The sequence below is a fragment of the Mesorhizobium sp. M0678 genome (genome assembly GCF_040320505.1).
Classification (GTDB): Bacteria; Pseudomonadota; Alphaproteobacteria; order Rhizobiales; family Rhizobiaceae; genus Mesorhizobium.
Genome location: NZ_JAMYPT010000005.1, coordinates 57,950 through 80,890 on the forward strand (window position 1 = coordinate 57,950; position 22,941 = coordinate 80,890).

The following is a 22,941-nucleotide window of genomic DNA, read 5'->3' on the forward strand; positions in this document are numbered from 1 at the left end:
GGTCCGCTGACCACCGCCATTTGCTTATCTCAACGTGCCGATCTTGAACGCGCTCGCGGTGCTTGTTGCTGCCGGCCGCCGAGGAACAGACTGGCGACGAGCCCGACCAGAACCAGCCCGACAGCGGCCGCCGTCGCCGGGTGATCTCGGGCGGTCTTCTCGATCGCCCGGCCTTGCCTTCTGATTGCCGGCAAGGCGTCGCCGAGGCGCTCAGTGATATCCGAATAATAATCCGACGCGGTATCGCGCCCGTCTTCGTAAAAGGCGCCGCCCCGCTTTAACACGGCTTTCTTCAAGGTGGCCAGTTCCCTGGTCAGGGCCGCGACCTGTTTGTCCAGATCGGTGTCGGAGATGCTCGAAAGCGATGCCATGACGTGCTTCCTTCATCTGTAGAAGGAAGCCTAACGCATGACCCTGAAGACCGTTCCGGTCAGCCCGGCGGGCTCTAGCGAACCTGATCGAGCAGGCGCTTGCATTCCAGGAGGTCGAACAGCGCCTCCTGCAGCAATGCGCGATTGTCACGGGAAAGTTTTGACGTGTCCGGCGGAACCGGACCTTCCTCGTCGGTCTTGCCTATACCGAAAAAACGACGGCTGGGTTTCACCCTCGGCTGGCCAACCAGCATTTCGTCGTCCGGGCCGCGCGGCTGCGCCGCTTGCGTCAGCGGTACCGTGTCGGCCTGTCGGCGCTGCGAGATCGCCTCGACCGCCGCCATGTCGCCACTGCCGACGGCGATCAGAAACTGGTTGCCGTTCTCGCGCAACAGCTTCTGCACGCCCTTGATCGTATAGCCCTGGTCGTAGAGCATATGACGAATACCCTTGATCAGTTCTACGTCCTGCGGACGGTAGTAACGGCGGCCGCCGCCGCGCTTCATCGGCTTGATCTGGTTGAAACGCGTCTCCCAGAAGCGCAGCACGTGCTGCGGCAAATCCAGATCCTCCGCGACCTCGCTGATGGTGCGGAAAGCATCAGGGCTCTTGTCCATGGGCGAATCCTCACGCTAGAGCATGATCGCGAAAGGCGGGAACCGGGTTCGGGCGACATCACGCTTAACAAGGAGAGCAGCTTTCCGTCCCGCCGGAACGGATCACACCCAAATACCGATCCGGCGTACCGAATCGCATCTTATTTCAGCGGTTTATGAAACAATATTCAAGCCCGGCGCAAAAGCAGGGTTCGCTTTTCAACCGAAGCCTGGGGCATGATTCTTGGCAAAGGGGGATTGGGCGGCTACTTGCTGCCCTTGACTTTGCTGTTTTGATGGGAGCGCAGGATACGGTTCTTCAGCACGTTCGACGACTTGAAGGTCATCACCCGGCGCGGCAGGATCGGCACTTCCTCGCCGGTCTTGGGATTGCGCCCGATGCGCTCGTTTTTGGAGCGCACGTGGAAGGTCGCGAAGGACGACAGCTTCACCGTCTCGCCGCGAACGATCGCCTCGCAGATCTCATTCAGCACCGCCTCGACAAGCTCAGCCGATTCAGTACGCGACAGCCCAACCTTGCGGTAAACGGCTTCAGCGAGGTCGGCGCGCGTAAGTGTCTTTCCCCCCATACGAACCGTCCCATCAGCTCAAAAACATAAATCATACAAGCAACGGCAGAACCTAAGTAATTGATCCGTCAAGGTCAAGGACCCGAACCCGATACTTCGGCACTTACCAGCGGAGCAGGACGGCACCCCAGGTGAAGCCGCCGCCCATCGCCTCGAGCAGTACCAGGTCACCCTTTTTGATGCGACCGTCGGCGACGGCTGCGGACAGTGCCAGCGGCACGGAAGCCGCCGAGGTATTACCGTGCAAATCGACGGTCACCACCACCTTCCGCTCCTCTATCCCGAGCTTTTTGGCCGAAGCGTCAATAATTCGTTTATTGGCTTGATGCGGCACGAACCAGTCGAGATCGGCGGCGCCGATGCCGGCCTGTGCGAACGTCGCCTCGATGACGTCGGTGATCATGCCGACCGCATGCTTGAACACTTCGCGGCCTTCCATCCTGAGGTGCCCGACGGTTCCGGTGGTCGACGGCCCACCGTCGACAAAAAGCTTGTCCTTATGGATGCCGTCGGAGCGCAGGCTGGCCGCCAGAACGCCTCGGTCGGCGATGCCGCCTGCCCCCGTGCCTGCTTCCAGCACCATCGCGCCGGCGCCGTCGCCGAACAAAACGCAGGTCGAGCGGTCGTTCCAGTCGAGAATACGCGAAAATGTTTCCGAGCCGATCACCAGTACCCGTCTGGCCAAGCCGCCGCGGATATAGAGGTCGGCGGTCGTCACTGCATAGACGAAGCCGGAGCAGACCGCCTGCAGGTCGAAGGCAAAACCGTGGTGCATGCCGAGCCGGTTCTGGATCTCGACCGCGGTCGCGGGAAAGGTGTTGTTGGGCGTCGAGGTCGCCAGCACGATCAGGTCGATGTCGTCAGCCGTCAGGCCGGCGCTGTCGAGGGCTGCGCGCGCTGCCGCCTCGCCCAGCGAGGCCGTCGTCTCGTCGTCGGCCGCAATGTGGCGCTGCCGAATGCCGGTGCGCTGGACGATCCACTCGTCCGACGTCTCGACCATGCCTTCGAAATCGGCATTCTTCATAATGCGGCGGGGCAGCGCGGCGCCCGTGCCGCGCACGACTGATCTGATCAATGCTCTTTCCTATTCCTTTGCGTCGATGACGACGTCGGATTTCCGGATTGTCTGGGCATTCGGATTGCGGGCATGGAACAGGTCGAGATCGGCTTCGATGCGGTCAAGCAGATTGTTGCGCACCATGTCGTAGCCAAGCTCGATCGCCGCCGCAAAGCCATCCGAATCAGCCCCGCCATGGCTTTTCACCACGATGCCGTTCAATCCGAGGAAGACGCCGCCATTGGAGCGGCCGACATCCATCTTCTCGCGCAGGCGATCGAAGGCGGTCTTGGCGAAGATATAGCCGATCCTGGCCATCAGCGTCCGGTTCATCGCCGCGCGCAGATAGCCGGCGATCTGCCTGACGGTGCCTTCCGCCGTCTTCAGCGCGATGTTGCCGGCAAATCCTTCGGTAACGACGACGTCGACACTGCCCTTGCCGATGTCGTCACCCTCGACAAAGCCATGGTAGTTCATCGAGGCCATGTTGGCCTCGCGCAACATACGACCCGCCTCCTTGACCTCTTCCTGGCCCTTGATCTCCTCGACGCCGACATTGAGCAGGCCGACGCTCGGCCGTTCGATGCCGAAAACCGAGCGCGCCATGCCGGTGCCCAAAATGGCAAAATCAACCAGTTGATGCGCATCCGCGCCAATGGTGGCGCCGACGTCCAGCACCACGCTCTCGCCGCGCAATGTCGGCCAGAGCGCCGCGATTGCCGGGCGATCGATGGTCGCCATGGTGCGAAGGCAGAATCTGGACATTGCCATCAGCGCGCCGGTATTGCCGGCCGAGATGCAGGCGTCGGCAGTGCCTGCCTTGACCGCCTCGACGGCCTTCCACATCGATGACTTCCAGCGGCCATGGCGCAGCGCCTGGCTCGGCTTGTCGTCCATCCGCACTGCGATCTCGCAGTGGATGAACTCGCTCACTTCCGCCAGCTTGGGGAATTTGGCGAGTTCGGGCCGTACCACTTCTTCGCGCCCATAAATGACGAAGCGTATATCCGGACGGCGGGTGGCGACAGTCATGAGCGCCGGGATGACCACGCTTGGCCCGTGATCGCCGCCCATGGCATCGATGGAAATCCTGATCACGCGGTGTTCATCTCACGGTTGCTTGGCCAGCGGGCTTGCCAAGGTGCGGGGCTCGCGAAGGTTCGGCGAAAATAACGGTTTTGGGCTGCCGCACAACCAACTTTTCTCAAATTGGGTCAGCTATCAGGATTTTCCCAACAGTGATCTGAGCTTTTGCTGGAATTCATTCTCCACAGGCTCGGCATCGCCGGCGGCCTCCAGCGATACACCCGGCTTGCGCGGATATGGATCGATCGCCAAGCCAAAGAACTGCTCGGCAAGCGCCCCGACGTCGATCGCATCGCCGGAAAAGGTTTCCGGGCTGTCCGGGCCTTCGGCGTCGAGCAGGATCTCACCGCCGCCGTCGAAACCTTGCCGCCCGAGCTTGGATTGCTCCGGCAGGAACAGCGCTTCGACCGGCTCATCGATATGCGCCTTGACCGGGTCGAGGGTGACGATGCAGGCCTGCGTTATATCGGCCTCGACATGGCCGCTGACTTTCACCCCGTTGCGCTTCCAGGGCTCGACCAGGAGTTCGGCGCGATAGTTCTCGACCGAAAGCAGCTCGTGCTCGACGGCCAGCAGGGCGCGCTGCCCAGCGTCGGCATCGATGACCACCGGCAGCCCCTTTTGCGGCAGCCGGGCGACATTTGCCAGGAATGACACTGGGCTGTGGGTATCAGGGTGTTTCATCTTCGCCTCCACTTCGCCACCTTCATCGGCCTGCCGTCGCTCAAGCGTTGGCCACGGGAAATGCCACCGTTCCGGAAACGATCGATTCGGTCGGCTGTTCCGCGAGTTGCCTTGATGCATCGGCGGCATAGAGTGCCAGTTGCGACGCTTGCGGCCAGGCGCCGGCATCCGGCCTGACATTGCGGGCAAGGGCGGCGGCGAGTGCATCATGGTCATTTCGTTGCAGCGCATCATCATAGGCGGCGGTACGGCCATAGAACATCTTCGCCAGTTTCCGCATTCGCTTCGGCACGCCGACGTCGCCAATGCCCAATTCACGCAACGAATGTTCGACATCCATGAAGAACTCGTCGATCAGCACCTGCGCAACCTCTGCCGCAGCACCGCCCTCGCCGCGCAACCGGTGCTGGAACAGGAACATGTGCAACGACAGCATCTCGAAGCGGCCGAGCGGCGTGTCCGGCACGTTCCAGGCGGAATAAAACACCGTTTGCCGCGCCGCCGCCACGATTTGTGCGTAAAGCGCCTCGGTGATGGCGCGGTTGGCATGTCGTTCGTGGCCAAAGAGGCGCTGGAACATTTGAGGGTGGTCTCCCGGGACCGTTTGTTGAAGTGGCCTTGTTGCATCGGCAAGCAAGCTGGTTTACCGGTTTTGCGGCCCAGCGCAAGTTGCGGCCAGCTTATGGAGTTGTAGTTGCGCGCGCTGAAATTCAAGTCGACTTTCCTGCCCAGGCCCGGCGGTGCGGTTTCGCTGCTGGTGATCGCTGCGGCGCTTTCCGCCTGCAATTCGTCCAAGATGATCGGCGATCTCAATCCGAGCGAGACGCTGACGCAAGGCTACGTCATCGACCAGCAGGCGATCGACCTGGTGCCGGTCGGCTCAAGCCGCGAACAGGTGCTGCTGGCGCTCGGCACTCCCTCGACCAAGGCGACCTTCGATAACGAGGCCTTTTATTACATTTCTCAGACGCGCAAGCGCTATGTCGCCTTCGACAAGCCGCGGCTGGTCGACCAGCATGTGCTGGCGGTCTATTTTGGCGATGACGGGCGCGTCACCCAGATCGCCAATTACGGCTTGAAGGACGGCAAGGTGTTCGACTTCATCTCGCGCACCACGCCGACCGGCGGCAAGGACCAGAACTTCCTCAGCCAGATCATCAGTGGCGCCAGCAAGCTGGCGCCTGGTGTTCCCGGCGCCAGCGGCGGCAGCACGCTCGGCGGCTCCTGATCCGCCCGAGGGTGTCGGCTTCCTTCCGTTCCTTTCGCTTCCCTGTAAGCGGCATATCTCATGCAATGAAAAACCCGCGGGAGCGATCCCGCGGGTTTTTGTCTTAAGGCCATAGCGACCGAGCTTAGCCGTGCGCGAGAACGGCCAGCAACAGCAGCGCGACGATGTTGGTGATCTTGATCGCCGGATTGACCGCTGGGCCGGCAGTATCCTTGTAGGGATCGCCGACCGTGTCGCCGGTCACCGAAGCCTTGTGCGCTTCGGAGCCCTTGATGTGCTTGAGGCCGTCCTTGTCGACGAAACCATCTTCGAACGACTTCTTGGCGTTGTCCCAGGCGCCGCCGCCGGAGGTCATCGAGATGGCAACGAACAGGCCGTTGACAATGACGCCGAGCAGCGAGGCGCCGAGCGCGGCAAAGGCGGATGCCTTCGAACCGGAGATCAGGAGGACGCCGAAATAGACCACCAGCGGTGCCAGCACCGGCAGCAATGACGGAACGATCATCTCCCGGATCGCTGCCTTGGTCAGAAGGTCGACGGCGCGCGCATAGTTCGGCTTCGAGGTGCCGGCCATGATGCCCGGATCCTCGCGGAACTGCTTGCGCACCTCCTGGACGATAGCACCCGCGGCGCGGCCGACGGCGGTCATGGCGATGCCGCCGAACAGATACGGGATCAGGCCGCCGAAGATCAGGCCGGCGACGACGTAAGGGTTGGAGAGGTCGAAGGAGACGTCGCCCATGCCCTGGAAGTACGGGTATTTGTCGCCATTGGCGGCAAAGAACTTCAGGTCGTTAGAGTAGGCCGCGAACAGCACCAGCGCGCCGAGGCCGGCCGAGCCGATGGCGTAGCCCTTGGTTACCGCTTTGGTGGTGTTGCCGACAGCGTCAAGCGCGTCGGTTGACTGGCGCACTTCCTTGGGAAGGCCGGCCATTTCGGCAATGCCGCCGGCATTGTCGGTGACCGGGCCGAAGGCATCGAGCGCGACGATCATGCCGGCGAGGCCAAGCATCGTCGTCACCGCGATCGCCGTGCCATAGAGGCCGGCAAGCTGGTATGTCGAGATGATGCCGCCGACGATGACGATCGCCGGCAACGCCGTCGCTTCCAGCGAGACCGCGAGGCCCTGGATGACGTTGGTGCCGTGACCGGTGACCGAGGCCTGGGCGATGGAGTTCACCGGACGCTTGCTGGTGCCGGTATAGTATTCGGTGATCACCACGATGAGGCCGGTCACCACAAGGCCGACCAGGCCGCAGATGAACAGGTTGGTGCCGGTGATGGCCATGCCGGCGACGGTGCCGATCTCACCCCAGCCGATGCATGCCGAGGTGGCCACGGCAAGGCCGACAATTGACAGCAGGCCGGTGACGATCAGGCCCTTGTAGAGCGCGCCCATGATCGAGCCGCTGGAACCGAGCTTGACGAAGAAAGTGCCGACGATCGAGGTGAGAATGCAGGCGCCGCAGATGGCCAGCGGATAGAGCATGGCCGCGCCGAGAACGGCGGTGCCACCGAAGAAGATGGCGGCGAGGACCATGGTGGCGACCACCGTCACCGCATAGGTCTCGAACAGGTCGGCGGCCATGCCGGCGCAATCGCCGACATTGTCGCCGACATTGTCGGCAATGGTGGCCGGATTGCGTGGATCGTCCTCGGGAATGCCGGCTTCAACCTTGCCGACGAGATCGCCGCCGACGTCGGCGCCTTTTGTGAAGATGCCGCCGCCGAGACGGGCGAAGATCGAGATCAGCGAGGCGCCGAAGCCGAGCGAAACAAGCGAGTCGATGACGACGCGATCGTCGGGCTGCAGACCCATGAACTGGGTCAGGATCAGGTAGTAGATCGAGACGCCGAGCAGGGCCAGGCCAGCAACCAGCATGCCAGTGATGGCGCCCGACTTGAAGGCGATCTCGAGGCCGGCAGCGAGGCTGTTGGAAGCCGCCTGCGCGGTGCGCACATTGGCGCGCACCGAGACGTGCATACCGATGAAGCCAGCGGCGCCCGATAGAACGGCGCCGATCAGGAAGCCGATGGCGGCGGTGATCGAAAGCAGCCACCAGGCGAGCAGCAGGACCACGACGCCGACGATGGCGATAGTGGTGTACTGGCGCGCCAAATAGGCCTGCGCGCCTTCGCGGATGGCCGCGGAAATTTCCTGCATGCGTGCATTGCCCTGATCGGCCGCGAGGACCGAACGTGTCGCCCAGATGGCGTAAAGGACTGAAAGCAGACCGCAGGCGATGACAGCTGAAAGTATGGTCATTGCCGAATTTTCCTCGATTGGTGGCCCAAAAGAACCCCTCCCCGGGCCGTTGAGACAGGGGACGAATTTTCCGCAACCGGAATCCGTCCCTTCGCAGCGGCTTATGCGAAACAGGGCTCGGAACGTCAAGATATTGTTCCGTTCCTGTCCGGCTTTCGCCCAAAAGATCCCGGGTTTCGTCCAAAAGGCTGGACGGCAGTGTGCGCCTGTCGACACTGCCATCCGGTTAGATCGGTTGAAATCGGCGAACGGCGGTCAGGCTTTACGTGGGTCGCCGTCCGGCTGGACGACGAAGACCAGCACCACCAGCATGGTCATGTAGAATTTGAACGCTGCCTCCTGACCATTCCAAATCGAAGACTGCCACATGGCGAACCACTCGCCGCCAACGACCATGAAGCCGAAATACCAAATGAGGAAGCCCATTGTGGCGGCAATGATGGCGAACTTCTTGGCATCGTTGAAAGCCTGTCCGCTCGCGTTGCGCGCCTGCCAGAGTTGCCAGGCGGCGATTAGGTAAAGCAGGCAGGTCAGCGCCTCGCCAATGATGATCAGCCAGTAGCCAGCCGTCCACAAGGCCGGGTTGGTGATCGAGCGGTACATCAGTGCATTGCCGGGAAAGGTCGTGTCCATGCTCAGCACATGCTGGACAAAGGCGAAGTTTGAACCGTAATCGGTGATGTTGCCGAAGGCGACGAGGAAGGCGAAAGCCGCCAGACACAAACACATGACGATCTTGGAGAAACGCGCGGTCATGGCAAGAACTCCTGCTGAAAGATCGGGGCATCGCACTCATCAATCGCCGAGTCCCGAAGATCGCGCAACGGGTGGGCCAGTGATCATCGTGCTCACAGCCATTGCGAGACATTATGCCGGCAAGCAAGACATTGCCGAGACTGTCGAAGCCCTCGATCTCGACAGTGATTGCGCGGTGGGCGACTTGGTCTCTGTGGTTAGAGCCGACACACAGCACGATTTCGCCATCATCCGCCGCCGCTGGATCACCGGCGAGACGGGCACAACGCTGGAACTGACGCTCGATCATCCGACGCGGTCGACCGGCCACTGAAAAAAGACCGAACTTCGCCCCGAGACGCTACTCGGGCTCGCGTCCCATGCGCCGGGCGGTATAGCGCTCGACCGCCGACAGCCCGTCATAGATCAGCACGGCAAGGGCGGCGACGATCAGGCCACCCTGCAGGATGAAGGCGAGGTTGTTCGACAGCAGGCCTGCGATGATCACCTCGCCCAGTGTCCTCGCCGCTACCGTCGAGCCGATGGTCGCGGTGGCGAGGCTGATCACCACCGACAGCCGGATACCACCGAGAATGATCGGCGCGCTGAGCGGCAGCTCGACCTTGACCAGTCTTTGCCAGCCGGTCATGCCGGCGCCACGCGCCGCCTCGACTACGTTGGCCGGCAGCGTCGTCAGGCCGGTCAGCGCATTCTCGAAGATCGGCAGCAGTCCGTAGAGAAACAGCGCAATCAGCGTCGGCTTTTCGCCGAAGCCGACGGCCGGCACGGCAAGCGCCAGCACCGCCACCGGCGGAAAGGTTTGGCCGATATTGACCAGGCTGCGCGACAGCGGCAGGAATTCGGCGCCGGCTGGCCTGGTGACCAGAATGGCGAGCGCGACCGCAACGATCGTCGCGGCAACCGTCGCGATCAGCACGGTCCGCAGATGCAGCAGCGTCAACGTCAACAGGCTGCCCTGATTATAGATTACCGGCGCGTTGTTCTCTGTCAGCGGCCTCAGCAGCGGTTCGAACCAGCCGGGATTGGCGACGAAGGCAATAAGCACCACCACCAAAGCAAGCCTGAGCAGCGACGGAAGCCAGGCTTTCATGCCGGCCTCGCCGCGCGCTTAACCAGCCCGTCCACAGTGACGCGGCCAAGCGATTTGCCGTCAGTATCTTTCACCGGAAGTGCCGGGCGGCCCGACCACAGGAGTTCGGCCAACGCGTCGCGTTGGCTGGCATCACCGGGGATCGCCTCGCCTTCGGCCGTGCCTTTTTCCACCGCGTCGCGCACCCGGCCAAGCGACAACAGCCGGAACGGTTTTTCGCTGGCGCCAACCAGGGTCTCGACAAACGCGCTGGCCGGTTTCGCCAGTATCTCGGCCGGCGCGGCATATTGCACTACTTTGCCGCCATCCATCACCGCGATCTTGTCGCCCATGTGAACGGCCTCTTCCATGTCATGGGTGACGAGGATGATGGTGGTGCCGAAGCGTTTCTGGATCGCCAGCAGATCCTCCTGCGCCTTGTTGCGGATGATCGGGTCGAGCGCGCCGAACGGCTCATCCATCAACAGCACGTTGGGTTCCGCGGCAAGCGCCCGGGCGACGCCGACGCGTTGCTGCTGGCCGCCGGAAAGCTCATGCGGATAGCGTGGCCCGTAGGCTTGCGGGTCGAGCTGGTATAGCGTCATCAGCTCGTCGACGCGGGCCTTGATGCGGTTGGCGCCCCAGCCGAGCAATACCGGCACAGTGGCGATGTTCTGCGCCACCGTGCGATGCGGAAACAGGCCGTGGCCCTGGATGGCATAGCCGATGCTGCGACGCAGCTCATAATCCGGGACCGAGCGGTTATCGACGCCGTCGAGCTTGATCACGCCCGATGTCGGCTCGACCAGCCGGTTGATCATGCGAAGCAGCGTCGTCTTGCCGGAGCCGGAGGTGCCGACGATGACGGCGATGCTGCGCGGCTCGATTACCATCGACACGTCGTCGACGACTGTCGTCTCGCCGTAGCGCTTGGTGATGCCTTCGATCTCGATCATGCCGTTTCAACCCTGCGCTTGCTGGCGCTCATTTCGATCACTGCATCGAGGATGATGGCAGCGGCGAAGGCCAGCACCACCGTGGGAACAGCACCGAGCAGCACCAGGTCCATCGCCGTCTGGCCGACCCCCTGGAATACGAACACGCCAAAGCCGCCGCCGCCGATCAACGCGGCAATTGTGGCGAGGCCGATATTCTGCACCAGCACGATGCGGATGCCGGTGAGGATCACCGGGAAAGCCAGCGGAAACTCGACGCCGAACAGCCGCTGGCGGTCGGTCATGCCCATGCCGCGCGCTGCGTCGTTGGCGGCACGCGGCACACCGGCGAGGCCGACCACGGTGTTGGCCACTACCGGCAGCAGTGAATAGAGGAACAAAGCGACGAAAGCCGGCGCCGTGCCGATGCCGCGAATGCCGAGCGCGGCAGCTCCCGGCACATGCGAAGCGACCCAGCCGAGCGGTGCAATCAAGAGGCCGAACAGCGCAATCGAAGGAATGGTCTGGATGATGTTCAGCACGTTGAGCACACCGGCCCGCAATTTCTCGACGCGGTGGCAGAGGATGCCGAGCGGCAGGCCGATAATCACCGCTGCCGCCAGCGAACCCAGCGCCAGCGTCACGTGCTTGGAGCCTTCCGCCCAAAAACTATCGGCGCGATTGAAATATTCCTTGAGGATCGACAGGCTATTCCAGCTTCCCGAGACGAGCAGCAGCCCGATCGCCGCGGCGGCGACAACAAGCACGCCGATCCGTGCCTGCGGCGACAGGTTCAGCCGCGTAAGCACGTCGGCGAGCAGAAGGGTGAAGGCGAAGATAAGCAGCCAAAAGCCCGAAGCCGGCGAGATACGGGCGAAGGTGTTGCCGGCAGGTGTCAGGAAACTGCCGGCGACGCCGATCAGCAGCGCCAGCGCTGCAAGCGCAACCACACTGGCGGCGAGGCGCAGAGCAAGCGGCGTTTTCAGCAGCGCAATGAGCGCCGCTGCGACAACAATCGCCATCAACAGCGGACCGACCGTCGCAGACAAAGATTCGAGGATCGAGCGCGCCTCGCCGGGTACGATGCGATTGGCGCGGAACGTGGCGAATGGTGCCGCAAAAGCCGCATAGGCTGATATCGCCGCGATGACCACGCCGAGCTTGTCGAACCGGATGCGCACGCCCTCCCCCATCGGCCGATCCGGCGCACCTCGAAAGCGGAGCGCCGGAATCGCCTTACTTCAGGAAGCCGTTCTTTTTCAAAAAGTCCTCGGCGACGCCCTTGACCGGCTCGCCGCCGACCTGCACGCGGCCATTCAACTCCTGCAGCGTGACAAGGTCGAGCTTGGCGAACACCGGCTTCAGCAGTGTCTCGATCTCGGGATGCTCCTTCAGCACCGCCTCGCGGATGATCGGCGCCGGCTGGTAGACCGGCTGCACACCCTTGTCGTCTTCAAGCACGACGAGGCCGGAGGGCGCGATGCCGCCGTCGGTGCCATAGACCATGGCGGCGTTGGCGCCGTTGGTCTGGTTGGCTGCGGCGGCAATGGTGGCCGCCGTGTCGCCGCCGGACAGCGTGATCAACTGGTCCGGCTTCAGCGTGAAGCCATACGTCTTCTGGAAAGCGGGCAGCGCGGCCGCCGAATTGACGAACTCGGCGGAGGCCGCCAGCACCACCTTGCCGCCGCCCGAGACATATTTGCCGAAGTCGGAAAGGGTGACGAGCTTATTGGTATCGGCGACCTCCTTGCGCAGGGCGATCGCCCAGGTGTTGTTGGCCGGTGACGGTGACAGCCAGACGATCTTGTTGGCGTCGTAGTCGAGCTTCTTGGCAGTCTCGTAGGCCTTGGCGGCGTCTTTCCACACCGGATCGTCGGCCTTCTCGAAGAAGAAGGCGGCGTTGCCGGTGTATTCCGGATAGATGTCGATCTCGCCGGCTGTAATCGCCTTGCGCACCACAGGTGTGCCGCCGAGCTGGATACGGTCGGTAGTCTGGATATTATTGGCGTTCAGCACCAGCTGGATGATATTGCCGAGCACACCGCCCTCGGTGTCGATCTTCGACGACACCACCACCTGGGCACTCGCCGAGGCCAACGCAATTCCGAGCGCCAGTACAGCGCCGGCCAGAATCTTGATTGAAAACATCTCACAAATCCCTTGCTGTGAACCGGAATACGGCTGCCGCATATGAGCATGGCTTCGATGCCCCGTCGGGGTACACGGTTTCATAAGAGGGGGGATGGGCGCAATAATTTTGTTCGGATGTGAGTGAATCCGCTGCCGCGACGTCCCGACAGGGTGACGTCAGTTGGCCGCGCGCAAGCCCGTCATCTTCAACACGCCCAGTGCCACGAAGCACAGCACGACGACCGGGAAAATCATCCAGTTCAACATCTCCCAGCCCCAGGCATTGTAGACCGCCCCCGACATCAGCGAGGCGAAGGCGACGGAGCCGAACAGGACGAAATCGTGAAAACCCTGGACCTTGCCTTTTTCGGATGACTGGTAGCTGTCGGCCACCATGGCGGTGGCACCGATGAAGCTGAAGTTCCAGCCAAGGCCGAGCAGGATCAGCGCCGTCCAGAACTGCCACAGTGCCAACCCTGACAGCGCCACTATGGCGCAGCCAATCAGCAGCACCAGGCCGATGGCCACGATCCGCTCAGCGCCGAAGCGATAGATCAGCGACCCCGTGAAGAAGCTCGGCGCGAACATCGCCATCACATGCCAGGAAATGCCGAGCGTGGCGTCGTCGGTCGAAAGGCCGCAGCCGACCATGGCCAGCGGCGCGCCCGTCATGACGAAGCTCATCAGCGCGTAGCTGCCGACGGCGCAAAACAGCGCTGCGACGAAGCGCGGCCTGGTGACGATTTCCGAGAGCGGCCGGGCGTCGCTGTCGGCGATTTCCACCTTGTCGGTTGCCTTGGCCGGGATGCGCAACAAAGAGAGAATGGCGGCGCCGACCGCCGCCAGCACCAGGATGGACGCAAACGAGCCGGCAAACTTCACCGGCGAGAACAGGTCGCCGGTGAAGATGACGATCTGCGGCCCGAGTATGGCGGTGACGATGCCGCCGGCCAGCACGAAGGAGATGGCGCGCGCCTTGAATTCAGGCGGCGCATTGTCGGCGGCGGCAAAGCGGAACTGCTGGACGAAGGCGCCTCCGATGCCGATCACGGCCAAGCCGAAAGCGAATAGCCAGAAGCTGGCATGAAACAGCGCCAGCGTGGCGACCAGCCCGCCAAGCGCCGTGACCGCTGTGCCGGTCATGAAGCCGTCGCGCTGGCCGAGCCGGCGGATGATCGCCGCGGCCGGCAGGGAACCGAGCGCCACGCCGACATTGAAGCCGGTGATCGGCGCGGTTGCCAGCGACTTGTCAGCGTCGAGCAGGTACTGCCCGGCCAATCCGCCCATGGAAATGGCGATGGGTGCGGCCGAGCCGATGATCGCCTGCGAGGCTGCGAGGATGAAGGCGGTGCGACGCGCTTCCTTGCCCGCCTCAACGGCGACGACAGCAGTCATGAGGGGTCCTTGCCCCGGCCCTCGCCACGCACCCGGCGCGACACGCGATCAAGCACCGCATTGACCAGTTTCGGCTCGTCTTCTTCGTAAAATGCCTTGGCGATGTCGACATATTCGGAGACGATGACCGCCACCGGCACGTCCTCGCGCTGCATCAGCTCGTAGACGCCGGCGCGCAATATGGCGCGCAACGTCGAATCGAGCCTCGACAGAGGCCAGTCCTCGGTCAGCGCCTGTCGGATGACTGGATCGATGGTCTTCTGGTGCTCGACAACGCCGGCAAGAATGGCGCGAAACCACTGCGCATCGGCTTCGCGATAGAGCGCGCCATCGACTTCCTTGCCGAGCCTGAACGCCTCGTATTCGGCGGTGATCTCAAACACACCGCTGCCGGCGACGTCCATCTGGTAGAGCGCCTGCACGGCGGCCAGACGGGCAGCACCGCGCTTGTTGGCATGGCGAACCGCAGGCTGGCCGGGCGAAGTGGGTTCGCTCACGTTCGCTCTCCCAGCTGTTCCTTTAGAGCGATCATGGTCAGCGCCGCACGCGCCGCAAAGCCGCCCTTGTCGCCTTCCGAACGTCTTGCTCGCGTCCATGCCTGTTCGTCGTTTTCGGTGGTCAGGATGCCGTTGCCGATGCAGACCGCATCCTGCACGGACAGGTCCATCAGGGCACGGCTGGATTCATTGGCGACGATATCGAAATGATAGGTGTCGCCGCGGACCACCGTGCCGAGGGCGACGAAGCCGTCATAGTTCGTCCCGCCTTCGGAGGCACCGTCGAGCGCGAAGGAAATCACCGCCGGGATTTCGAGCGAGCCCGGAACAGTGACGACATCGTATGTCGCGCCCGCTTCCTCGAGGGCCTTTGTCGCGCCTTCGAGCAACGCGTCGGCAAGGTCGTCGTGAAAGCGCGCCTCGATGACAAGAAGGTGGGCCTTCTTCTTCGGACGGATGAACGCTTTGCCGTGTTGGGATGTGCCTGCCATAGATGTCTCCGGGGATCGCCGGTGACTTAGGCCGAAGCCGGTTTGATCGCAAGCGGAAGATTGCCGAAGGAACTTTCAAGGCCAACTCGGCGGCGGTCGCATCAGGGAATGGGCTTTATGGACGAGCGCCTCAAAGTCCCTCCTTCGCCGCCTCCACCAGTCGCGCCGCGTAGCGGGCCATGGTGTCGATCTCGAGGTTGACGCGGTCGCCGACCTGTCGCTCGCCCCAGGTGGTGACGGTCAGCGAATGGTGGATCAACAGCACGTCGAAGCGGGTGCCCTCGACCTTGTTGACGGTGAGCGAAGTGCCGTCGAGCGCGACGGAACCCTTGGGGGCGATGAATTTGGCAAGCTCGCGCGGTGCTTCCAGGGTGAAGCGAACGGCGTCGCCCTCTTCCTTACGCGCCACGATCTCGGCCATGCCGTCGACATGGCCGGACACTATATGGCCGCCAAGCTCGTCGCCGATCTTCAGAGCCCGCTCCAGGTTGATGCGCGTGCCGGATTTCCAGCCCATCGCGGTCGTCAGCCTGAGTGCTTCTTCCCAGGCCTCGACCTCGAACCAGCGTGCGTTGGCGCCGTCTTCCGGCAATCCCGTCACCGTCAGGCAGACGCCGCCGCAGGAAATCGAGGCGCCGATGGCAATGGTCTGCGGATCGTAAGCGGTGTCGATACGCAAACCGACGCCTTCCCTGAGCGGCTTCACGGCGGCAACGGTGCCGACGTCGGTGACAATTCCTGTAAACATTACTTTGGCCCAGTGAACATCAGTTCGGTCCTAGATGTCTCTTGTCCATTCGGCATACGTGTCTTCGCCGAAACGCATGTCGCGCAATTTACGAAACCCCGGCGAGATATGGTTGGCATCGACCGGCGATGCAATGCCGTCCCCGCCGATCGCATCCGGCCCCTGAAACAGCACGATGCGGTCGACTAGGCCTTCCTCAAGGAACGCCTTGGCCACCTCGGCGCCGCCCTCGACCAGCACGCTGGCCATGCCGAGCGCCGCCAGATCCTCGAGCAGTTCCGGCAACGCAATATCGCCTTCATACGTCTCAGTGCCGATGAAGCGCACGCCGGTGCGTTCGAGCGCGGCCCGCCGACGTGGATCGGCCTCGGCACAAGCGGCGACATAGAGCGGGACCCGGTCGACGCCGGAAACCAGTTTCGAGGTCTCCGGCAGCCTGATCTGGCGGTCGAGCACGATGCGCGCCGGCGAACGGTTCTCAAGTCCCGGCAGCCGCACCGTCAGTGCCGGATCGTCCTCCAGCGCGGTGCCGATGCCGATCAATATGCCGTCCGCTTCGGCGCGCATCAGATAGACTTCGCGTCGGGCGATATCGCCGGTGATGGAGACCTGTCCCTCGCCTTTCACGCCGATCTTGTTGTCGCTCGAAAGCGCAAGTTTCAGGATCACTTCCGGGCGTTTTTTCAGAGATCGAATTAAATAGCCGGCCATCTGCTCCGCGGCCTCGGCCGCCAACACTTTTTCCACCACTTCGACGCCGGCGGCACGCAAGATTGCATAGCCCTTGCCGGAAACACGCGGGTCCGGATCGCTGGCAGCGCCGACCACACGCGCCACGCCGGCACTGACCAGCGCATTGGCGCAAGGCGGCGTGCGGCCGTGATGAGCGCAGGGCTCCAGCGTCACATAGGCGGTGGCGCCGCGCGCCAGTTCGCCGGCCTCTGCCAAAGCCCCGGTTTCGGCATGCGGCCGGCCACCGACGGCAGTGACACCGCTGCCGACGATCATCGGCCCGTCGCCGTCATCGCGCACGATCAGCGTGCCGACGGAAGGGTTGGTCGAGGTCCGCCCGGCATTCTTGCGCGACAGCCTGAGGGCTGCCGCCATATAGCGGCGATCGAGGACCTCTTGCTCAGCCGTGCTGCGTTCGGACCCTGCCATGCTCAGCTGGCGTCCTCTTCGCTCTTCAGCTCTTCGCCCTTGGGCTCGTCGGTTTTGAGCTCGTCGCCTTTGAGTTCGCCCAACACGTCGTGGAAATCCTTGGCCTCGCGGAAATTGCGGTAGACGGAGGCAAAGCGCACATAGGCGACATCATCGAGCGACTTAAGCGCCTCCATGACCAGCCGGCCGACTTCCCCCGAGGCCACCTCGGTCTCGCCCGAGCTTTCGAGCTGGCGCACGATGCCGGTCACCGCCCGGTCGATACGTTCCGGGTCGACATTGCGCTTGCGTACCGCGATCTCGACAGAGCGCAGCAACTTGTCGCGGTCGAACGGCACCTTGCGTCCAGACTTCTTCACCACGACGAGATCGCGCAATTGGACGCGCTCGAAAGTGGTGAAGCGGCCGCCGCAATCCGGGCAGACGCGCCGCCTGCGGATCGCTGCACCGTCTTCGGCAGGGCGCGAATCCTTCACCTGCGTATCTTCGGACTGACAGTAGGGACAGCGCATGGAGAGCCTTCGGTTCGCGATTCTCGTAGTGCGAACGGCTTAGAGGTTTTTGCCACGATGGCAAAGTATGGCCGATGACCGATCGCGCCTCAGAGATAGCGAGGCACGAGGAAAATTGCGAGAGCGGCAATCAGTTGGACGGCAATACGCCAATCAGGGAGCGACGTCGCCGGTCGGGAAGCCGCAGGACGTGCCGAGATAGCGATAGGCCTTGGTGAAGCCGTCCATCGATATGGTCGCGACCGGCTTGTCGGCGAAGCTGACATCGAGGGCGCTGGTACGGCGCATGGCACGCAGTATGGCAAGCGTGGTCTCGGGTTTGTTGTCCATCATCCACTGTCCGTCGGCGATAATATGAAAACCAGCCTTGATCTTGTCGTTGACGTCGCGGAACACCGCCGGGATGTTATCCCCCTTGGGCAAGTCACTGTTTCTCACGGCGATGATGAGGCTCGGATAGCCCTCGGGTGGCAGTACGTCGCCATTCGAGATGGCCAGCGTGAGGGTGCCACTGGTGCCGTTAGCGTCGAAAAAGACCGTCGAGGCGGCGCAGGTCTTGCGCACATCCTCACCGGTGTTGACCTCGTCCACCGTGGTGGACCACCTGCCGAAGGTCTCTGTCTTGGGTGCTGCCGGCGTCGGCTCGGTCTGCGCCAACGCCGCGCCGAGTAGCTGAGAGGTCGCTAAGGTGAGCAAGGCAGCGCCAACACTGGTGAAACGGAAAATTCGCATCATCATCAAGCGTCTCCGAGATGCAACCGTGGCCAGTTGATCGGCGCCGTCACAGTTGGGGGAACGACGCCCTGCGTCAACCAAGATACGGGTAAAGCGGAAAACGATCCGTCAATGCCGCCACCTTGGCCTTCGCGGTTGCCTCGACGGCCGCATTGCCTTCGTCGGAATTGGCGACCTTCAGTCCATCCAGCACTTCGGCGATCAGCTTGCCGATCTCGCGGAACTCGGCCTGACCGAAGCCGCGCGTGGTGCCGGCCGGCGTGCCGAGCCGAACGCCCGATGTCACGAAAGGCTTTTCCGGATCGAAGGGGATGCCGTTCTTGTTGCAGGTGATGTTGGCGCGGCCAAGGGCAGCCTCGGCGCGCTTGCCGGTGGCGTTCTTGGGACGCAGGTCGACCAACATCAGATGGTTGTCGGTGCCGCCGGAGACGATGTCGAGACCGGTTTCCTGCAGACTGGAGGCCAGCGCCTTGGCATTGGCGACGACGCTCTCCGCATAGATCTTGAAGCTCGGCTTCAGCGCCTCGCCCAGAGCCACCGCCTTGGCGGCGATCACATGCATCAGCGGTCCGCCCTGCAGGCCGGGGAAGACGGCCGAATTCATCTTCTTGGCAATATCCTCGTCATTGCAAAGGATCATGCCGCCGCGCGGCCCGCGCAGCGATTTGTGCGTCGTGGTGGTGACCACATGGGCATGCGGCAGCGGCGACGGATGCATGCCGCCGGCGACCAGGCCGGCGATGTGGGCCATGTCGACCATCAGATAGGCACCGATCGAATCGGCGATCTCGCGAAAACGCTTCCAGTCCCAGACACGTGAATAGGCTGTGCCGCCGGCCAGGATCAATTTCGGCCTGGTCTCATGGGCGGTCTTCTCGATCGCATCCATGTCGAGCAGATGATCGTCCCGGCGCACGCCATAGGAGACGACCTTGAACCATTTGCCGCTCATATTGACCGGCGAGCCATGTGTCAGGTGTCCGCCGGAATTGAGGTCGAGGCCCATGAAGGTGTCGCCGGGCTGCAGCAACGCCAGGAACACCGCCTGGTTCATCTGGCTACCGGAATTCGGCTGGACGTTGGCGAAGTTGCAGCCGAACAGCTTTTTCGCGCGTTCGATGGCCAGTTCCTCGGCGACATCGACGAATTGGCAGCCGCCATAGTAGCGCTTGCCCGGATAGCCCTCGGCATATTTGTTGGTCATGATCGACCCCTGTGCCTCGAGCACGGCACGCGAGACGATATTTTCCGAGGCAATCAGCTCGATCTCGTGGCGCTGGCGGCCGAGTTCGTTGCGGATTGCGCCGAAAATCTCGGGGTCGGCATCGGCAAGCGTGGTTTCGAAAAAGGATTCGAATTTGTTCGACACTGCCGCTGCTGTTGCCATGGGCTGAAATCCTCAAGGTTCGGAGTCTGTCGCGCCATTAACACAGTTGCTTTCGGCCCGCCACGTTTGCAGCGCGAAATTTGCTGGCCGGATTGCGCCAGAGAGACTGGCAGCCTCTATTTCCTTGCCTGCCGGCCCTTCAGCAGGGCCTCGGTGAGCGTGATCTCGGTGAACAGCGCCTGCATCGTATGGTCGTTAATCTGGCCGCTGCGAAACATTGCGCGAACCGCTGCGCGTTCGGCCTCAATGCCCGCCAGCCTCAATTCGAGCTCCAGCCGTCCGGCCTCGCGGGCCTCGGCGCGCGCCTCGTCGGCCTCGTCGGAGGCAGCGATGCGGCGACGGTAGCCAGCGACGATGCTGTCGGCGGCGGCAAGCCGGGCGCCGGGTATATCCCCTTCATCGCCGTCGGTCGCGCCGGCCATGCTCTCGATGCGGGCGATGGCGGCCTTGGCCGCGCCCACGCGCGCAAGACGCTCCTCGGCAGCGCCAGGATCCTCGCCCGGCTCGACCAGCCCCCGTGCCACCTTGGGCAAGGCAAGGCTGGCAATGAGCAATGAGCAGATGATGACGCCTGCGGCGAGGAAGATCACCACGTCGCGCGCCGGAAAGGGCGAACCATTCGGCATGGTGAGCGGCAGCGACAGGATGCCGGCCAGCGTGATGGCGCCGCGCACGCCTGCAACAGAGCCGGCGATCCGAACGCGCAGCCCGAACGGCTCGGCCTTCTGCTCGCGTAATCGCGCTGAGACGCGCGTCGCAATGTCGCCGACCCAGATCCACAGGAAGCGCAGCCCGATCAGGCATAGTGTCAGCGCGACCACCGTGGCGATTGGCTGGATGACCGGATAGCGGCTGCCGAGCTCAGGCGGCACGTTGCCGATGATTTCGGGAAGCTGCAACCCGAGCAGGATGAACAGCGCGCCGTTGAAGACGAAGGATAGCGTCGTCCACAGCGATACGGTCTGTATGCGTGCCGAGACGCCGAGAAAGCGGAAAATCCCGGAGCCGCCGGTGAGCACTCCGGCCGTGACCGCCGCCAGAATGCCCGAGGCGCCGACATTCTCGGCGCCGAGATAGGCGATGAACGGCAGCAGGACCATGACCAGCACCTGCACCTCGGCCGGCACGCCGCCGATACGGTTCAGCAATTGCAGCGCCTTGGCGGCGACGAACAAGGCAGCCATGCCGGCCAGGATGCCGGCAGCGACGGCATAGAGGAAAGTCACGGACGCCGCGACGAAGGAGAAGCTGCCGGTCAAGGCAGCTGCCACCGCAAAGCGGAACATCACGAGGCCCGACGCATCGTTGAGCAGCGCCTCGCCCTCCAGGATGTGCATCAGCCGAGCCGGGACCAGGCTCTTGTCGACGATCGAGGAGACGGCCACCGCATCCGTCGGGGACAGCACCGCAGCAAGTGCGAAAGCGACGACGAGCGGGATGCTCGGGACAAGCCAGTGCAAAGCGTAGCCGAAGCCGACAATGGTGAAGAAGACCAGCCCGATGGCGAGGTCGAGGATCGGCCCGCGCAGCGCGATCAGTTCGCGCTTGGGCGCACCATAGGCGTCGCTGAACAGCAGCGGTGGGATGAACACCAGCAGAAACAGCTCGGGATCGATCTCGACATGCATTCCGCGCACCGGCCAAGCCAGTGCCGCGCCGATGGCGATCTGCAGCACAGGTAGCGGAACCCGCACCGGCCGGACCAGCGCGCCCGAAACGGCGACGAAGATAAGCACGACCAGAATGAACATTGCGACATGCATGATGCGATTTCCGAATACGGCGCCGCGCGTTCTTTTGCCGGCGATCAGTCCAGCAAAGCTTGCCGCGAAAGACTCGGCAACGAAAAAGGCCGCCCTTCCGGCGGCCTTTTGCAAATGAACTCAGCTGCTTAGAGCGCGGATGTGATCTGCAGCTCGTTGGCTCCGTCGAGGCCGTAAATGTCGTCACGGAACTGGACCACGCCCGGCCCTGTCGACCAGGCCGAGACGTAGAGAAAATAAACCGGCACCGGATTGGTGACCTGCACCGGCGTGTTCTCCCCGGTCTTGATCGCCGCCTCGAAATGCTGGCGATCCCAGCCCGGTGTGTCGCGCAGAATCCAGGTGACGAGGTCGCGCACGTTCTGGACCCGCACGCAGCCAGAGGAATCGAAGCGCATCAGCTTGCCGAACAGGCTCTGCTGCGGCGTGTCGTGCATGTAGACGCCGTCCGGGCTGGGGAAATTGATCTTGACCGAGGCCATCGCGTTGCCGGAACCGGGATCCTGGCGGAAGCGGTATTTGGCGGCATCGTCGGTCGACCAGTCGACCGTCATTGGGTCGACCTCGCTGCCGTCCGGCGCAAACAGGCGGATATGGCTATCCTTGAGATAGTTGGGGTCCTTCCGCATCAGCGGAATGATGTCCTTGCGCACGATCGAGACCGGCGCGTTCCAGTACGGATTGACGATGATTTCGTTGATCTTGGAATTGACGATCGGCGTCTGGCGATCGATCTTGCCGACGATTGCGGTGTGGCGCAGCACAACGCGGTCGTTCTCGACTGCCTCGATCTGCGCCGCCGGGATGTCGACCAGAACATAGCGGTTGCCAAGCGTGCCGGCCCGCTCACGCAGCCGTTGCAGATTGGTCTGCAGCTGACCAAGCCGAACCGGCGCCGACACGTTCATTGCCGCGAAAGTATATTTGCCCGTGGTTCCGTCGGCCGGCAAGCCGTGACGCAACTGGAAGCGCTTGAGCGCCGAGTCGACGTAAGAATCGAACGCTTCCGAGAGCCCGGCGCTCTGCGCCAGATCGCCCGATATCATCAAGCGCCTGCGCAGCGGCACCACATCGGGATCCTCGACGCCAAGCTGCAGCTTCTTGGTGTCTGGAACCTGCTCCCAGCCGCCTTGCGCGACGATATTCTGATACTGCATGATCGCCTGCTCGGTGAAGGACACCGTCTGCAGGCTGAAGATCGGCAGCGTCGAGGCAACCTTGCCGCCTTCGCTGGCACGCGCATCGAATTGGTCGTCCCAATTGCCGCGCGCCGAGGATTTCAGGATATCCCCGATCACATCCTGCGCACTGGCGCGGCCGGCGACCATTGCGGCTGCGAGCGCGGAGGCTCCTGAAAGGAAGAAACGGCGGCTGGTTCTCATGGACGTTCCAGACATTCTTGCTACAATTCAACCCACCGGGCGGTCTCGCCCGCACTCTAGAGTTGGCTTCTTAACAATTAGCCAACCATTGCCCGCATCACT

At 62.9% G+C, this 22,941-nt stretch carries 26 protein-coding genes; 3 read left to right on the forward strand and 23 right to left on the reverse strand.

All coding sequences use genetic code 11. From position 1 onward, the window contains the following. Positions 1–29: 29 nt before the first annotated feature. From NKI29_RS11410 to NKI29_RS11440, 7 genes are all read right to left on the reverse strand, one after another. On the reverse strand, positions 30–371 hold the full coding sequence (locus NKI29_RS11410) for a hypothetical protein (RefSeq protein ID WP_023674512.1): 342 nt from the start codon (positions 369–371) through the stop codon (positions 30–32). Between the two features lie 74 nt (positions 372–445). After that, the gene (locus NKI29_RS11415; RefSeq protein WP_023674511.1) at positions 446–988 is read right to left on the reverse strand and encodes a MerR family transcriptional regulator; all 543 of its coding nucleotides are present in this window, start codon (positions 986–988) and stop codon (positions 446–448) included. A gap of 245 nt (positions 989–1,233) precedes the next feature. Further along, entirely contained in the window at positions 1,234–1,557 is a 324-nt protein-coding gene (locus NKI29_RS11420) for an integration host factor subunit alpha (protein ID WP_023674510.1), read from the reverse strand. A 103-nt stretch (positions 1,558–1,660) separates the two neighbouring features. After that, the gene (locus tag NKI29_RS11425; protein ID WP_023674509.1) at positions 1,661–2,632 is read right to left on the reverse strand and encodes a beta-ketoacyl-ACP synthase III; all 972 of its coding nucleotides are present in this window, start codon (positions 2,630–2,632) and stop codon (positions 1,661–1,663) included. Positions 2,633–2,641: 9 nt separating this feature from the next. Further along, positions 2,642–3,712 carry a phosphate acyltransferase PlsX gene (gene plsX, locus NKI29_RS11430; RefSeq protein WP_352449317.1) on the reverse strand — a complete coding sequence of 357 codons (1,071 nt, stop codon included), beginning with the start codon at positions 3,710–3,712 and terminating at the stop codon, positions 2,642–2,644. Positions 3,713–3,835: 123 nt separating this feature from the next. Continuing rightward, on the reverse strand, positions 3,836–4,384 hold the full coding sequence (locus NKI29_RS11435; protein ID WP_352571459.1) for a YceD family protein: 549 nt from the start codon (positions 4,382–4,384) through the stop codon (positions 3,836–3,838). Between the two features lie 40 nt (positions 4,385–4,424). Further along, positions 4,425–4,964, reverse strand: coding sequence for a ubiquinol-cytochrome C chaperone family protein (locus NKI29_RS11440; RefSeq protein WP_352456591.1), 540 nt, complete (start codon positions 4,962–4,964; stop codon positions 4,425–4,427). Positions 4,965–5,078: 114 nt separating this feature from the next. Between NKI29_RS11440 and NKI29_RS11445 the strand changes: the two genes are divergently transcribed. Beyond that, a complete protein-coding gene (locus tag NKI29_RS11445; RefSeq protein ID WP_352449315.1) occupies positions 5,079–5,612 on the forward strand; it encodes an outer membrane protein assembly factor BamE in 534 nt (177 codons plus the stop codon). A 124-nt stretch (positions 5,613–5,736) separates the two neighbouring features. Here the strand turns inward: NKI29_RS11445 and NKI29_RS11450 are convergent, their stop codons facing one another. Both NKI29_RS11450 and NKI29_RS11455 read right to left on the reverse strand, forming a co-directional pair. Beyond that, positions 5,737–7,878 carry a sodium-translocating pyrophosphatase gene (locus NKI29_RS11450; protein ID WP_352456590.1) on the reverse strand — a complete coding sequence of 714 codons (2,142 nt, stop codon included), beginning with the start codon at positions 7,876–7,878 and terminating at the stop codon, positions 5,737–5,739. A gap of 255 nt (positions 7,879–8,133) precedes the next feature. Beyond that, entirely contained in the window at positions 8,134–8,634 is a 501-nt protein-coding gene (locus NKI29_RS11455; RefSeq protein ID WP_352571460.1) for a DUF2165 family protein, read from the reverse strand. A 79-nt stretch (positions 8,635–8,713) separates the two neighbouring features. Here NKI29_RS11455 and NKI29_RS11460 point away from each other — a divergent pair, with 79 nt between their 5' ends. Beyond that, positions 8,714–8,947, forward strand: a complete 234-nt coding sequence (locus NKI29_RS11460; protein WP_023674502.1) for a hypothetical protein — start codon at positions 8,714–8,716, stop codon at positions 8,945–8,947. Between the two features lie 27 nt (positions 8,948–8,974). Here the strand turns inward: NKI29_RS11460 and NKI29_RS11465 are convergent, their stop codons facing one another. The 13 genes from NKI29_RS11465 to NKI29_RS11525 form a co-directional block, all read right to left on the reverse strand. Next, positions 8,975–9,724: an ABC transporter permease gene (locus NKI29_RS11465; RefSeq protein WP_352456588.1), complete on the reverse strand. Its 750-nt coding sequence runs from the start codon at positions 9,722–9,724 to the stop codon at positions 8,975–8,977. Continuing rightward, positions 9,721–10,659, reverse strand: coding sequence for an ABC transporter ATP-binding protein (locus tag NKI29_RS11470; RefSeq protein ID WP_352571461.1), 939 nt, complete (start codon positions 10,657–10,659; stop codon positions 9,721–9,723). The genes NKI29_RS11465 and NKI29_RS11470 overlap by 4 nt, the downstream gene beginning before the upstream one ends. Continuing rightward, positions 10,656–11,831 (reverse strand): ABC transporter permease, encoded by a 1,176-nt coding sequence (locus tag NKI29_RS11475; RefSeq protein WP_352571462.1) that lies wholly within the window; start codon positions 11,829–11,831, stop codon positions 10,656–10,658. The genes NKI29_RS11470 and NKI29_RS11475 overlap by 4 nt, the downstream gene beginning before the upstream one ends. Before the next feature lie 43 nt (positions 11,832–11,874). Next, positions 11,875–12,786, reverse strand: coding sequence for a glycine betaine ABC transporter substrate-binding protein OsmF (gene osmF, locus NKI29_RS11480; RefSeq protein WP_352571463.1), 912 nt, complete (start codon positions 12,784–12,786; stop codon positions 11,875–11,877). 159 nt (positions 12,787–12,945) lie between these two features. Next, positions 12,946–14,163, reverse strand: coding sequence for an MFS transporter (locus NKI29_RS11485; RefSeq protein ID WP_352525292.1), 1,218 nt, complete (start codon positions 14,161–14,163; stop codon positions 12,946–12,948). Further along, the gene (gene nusB, locus NKI29_RS11490; RefSeq protein ID WP_352796291.1) at positions 14,160–14,660 is read right to left on the reverse strand and encodes a transcription antitermination factor NusB; all 501 of its coding nucleotides are present in this window, start codon (positions 14,658–14,660) and stop codon (positions 14,160–14,162) included. Before nusB ends, NKI29_RS11485 begins: the two co-directional genes overlap by 4 nt. Then, entirely contained in the window at positions 14,657–15,151 is a 495-nt protein-coding gene (ribH, locus tag NKI29_RS11495; protein ID WP_352449305.1) for a 6,7-dimethyl-8-ribityllumazine synthase, read from the reverse strand. Before ribH ends, nusB begins: the two co-directional genes overlap by 4 nt. A 130-nt stretch (positions 15,152–15,281) precedes the next feature. After that, complete coding sequence (locus NKI29_RS11500; RefSeq protein WP_352449304.1) at positions 15,282–15,899, reverse strand: riboflavin synthase; 618 nt, start codon at positions 15,897–15,899, stop codon at positions 15,282–15,284. A 30-nt stretch (positions 15,900–15,929) separates the two neighbouring features. Then, positions 15,930–17,060 carry a bifunctional diaminohydroxyphosphoribosylaminopyrimidine deaminase/5-amino-6-(5-phosphoribosylamino)uracil reductase RibD gene (ribD, locus tag NKI29_RS11505; RefSeq protein WP_352571466.1) on the reverse strand — a complete coding sequence of 377 codons (1,131 nt, stop codon included), beginning with the start codon at positions 17,058–17,060 and terminating at the stop codon, positions 15,930–15,932. A gap of 2 nt (positions 17,061–17,062) precedes the next feature. Continuing rightward, positions 17,063–17,572 carry a transcriptional regulator NrdR gene (nrdR, locus tag NKI29_RS11510; protein ID WP_352571467.1) on the reverse strand — a complete coding sequence of 170 codons (510 nt, stop codon included), beginning with the start codon at positions 17,570–17,572 and terminating at the stop codon, positions 17,063–17,065. 153 nt (positions 17,573–17,725) lie between these two features. Continuing rightward, on the reverse strand, positions 17,726–18,304 hold the full coding sequence (locus tag NKI29_RS11515) for an invasion associated locus B family protein (protein ID WP_502896681.1): 579 nt from the start codon (positions 18,302–18,304) through the stop codon (positions 17,726–17,728). A gap of 76 nt (positions 18,305–18,380) precedes the next feature. Next, a complete protein-coding gene (gene glyA / locus NKI29_RS11520) occupies positions 18,381–19,694 on the reverse strand; it encodes a serine hydroxymethyltransferase (protein WP_352571468.1) in 1,314 nt (437 codons plus the stop codon). Between the two features lie 116 nt (positions 19,695–19,810). After that, positions 19,811–21,457 carry a Na+/H+ antiporter gene (locus NKI29_RS11525; protein ID WP_352571469.1) on the reverse strand — a complete coding sequence of 549 codons (1,647 nt, stop codon included), beginning with the start codon at positions 21,455–21,457 and terminating at the stop codon, positions 19,811–19,813. Between NKI29_RS11525 and NKI29_RS11530 the strand changes: the two genes are divergently transcribed. Next, positions 21,452–21,589, forward strand: coding sequence for a hypothetical protein (locus tag NKI29_RS11530; protein ID WP_156937265.1), 138 nt, complete (start codon positions 21,452–21,454; stop codon positions 21,587–21,589). The two genes, NKI29_RS11525 and NKI29_RS11530, sit on opposite strands and share 6 nt — an antisense overlap. Here the strand turns inward: NKI29_RS11530 and NKI29_RS11535 are convergent. After that, positions 21,586–22,839 carry a L,D-transpeptidase family protein gene (locus tag NKI29_RS11535; protein ID WP_023674488.1) on the reverse strand — a complete coding sequence of 418 codons (1,254 nt, stop codon included), beginning with the start codon at positions 22,837–22,839 and terminating at the stop codon, positions 21,586–21,588. The two genes, NKI29_RS11530 and NKI29_RS11535, sit on opposite strands and share 4 nt — an antisense overlap. Positions 22,840–22,941: the final 102 nt, after the last annotated feature.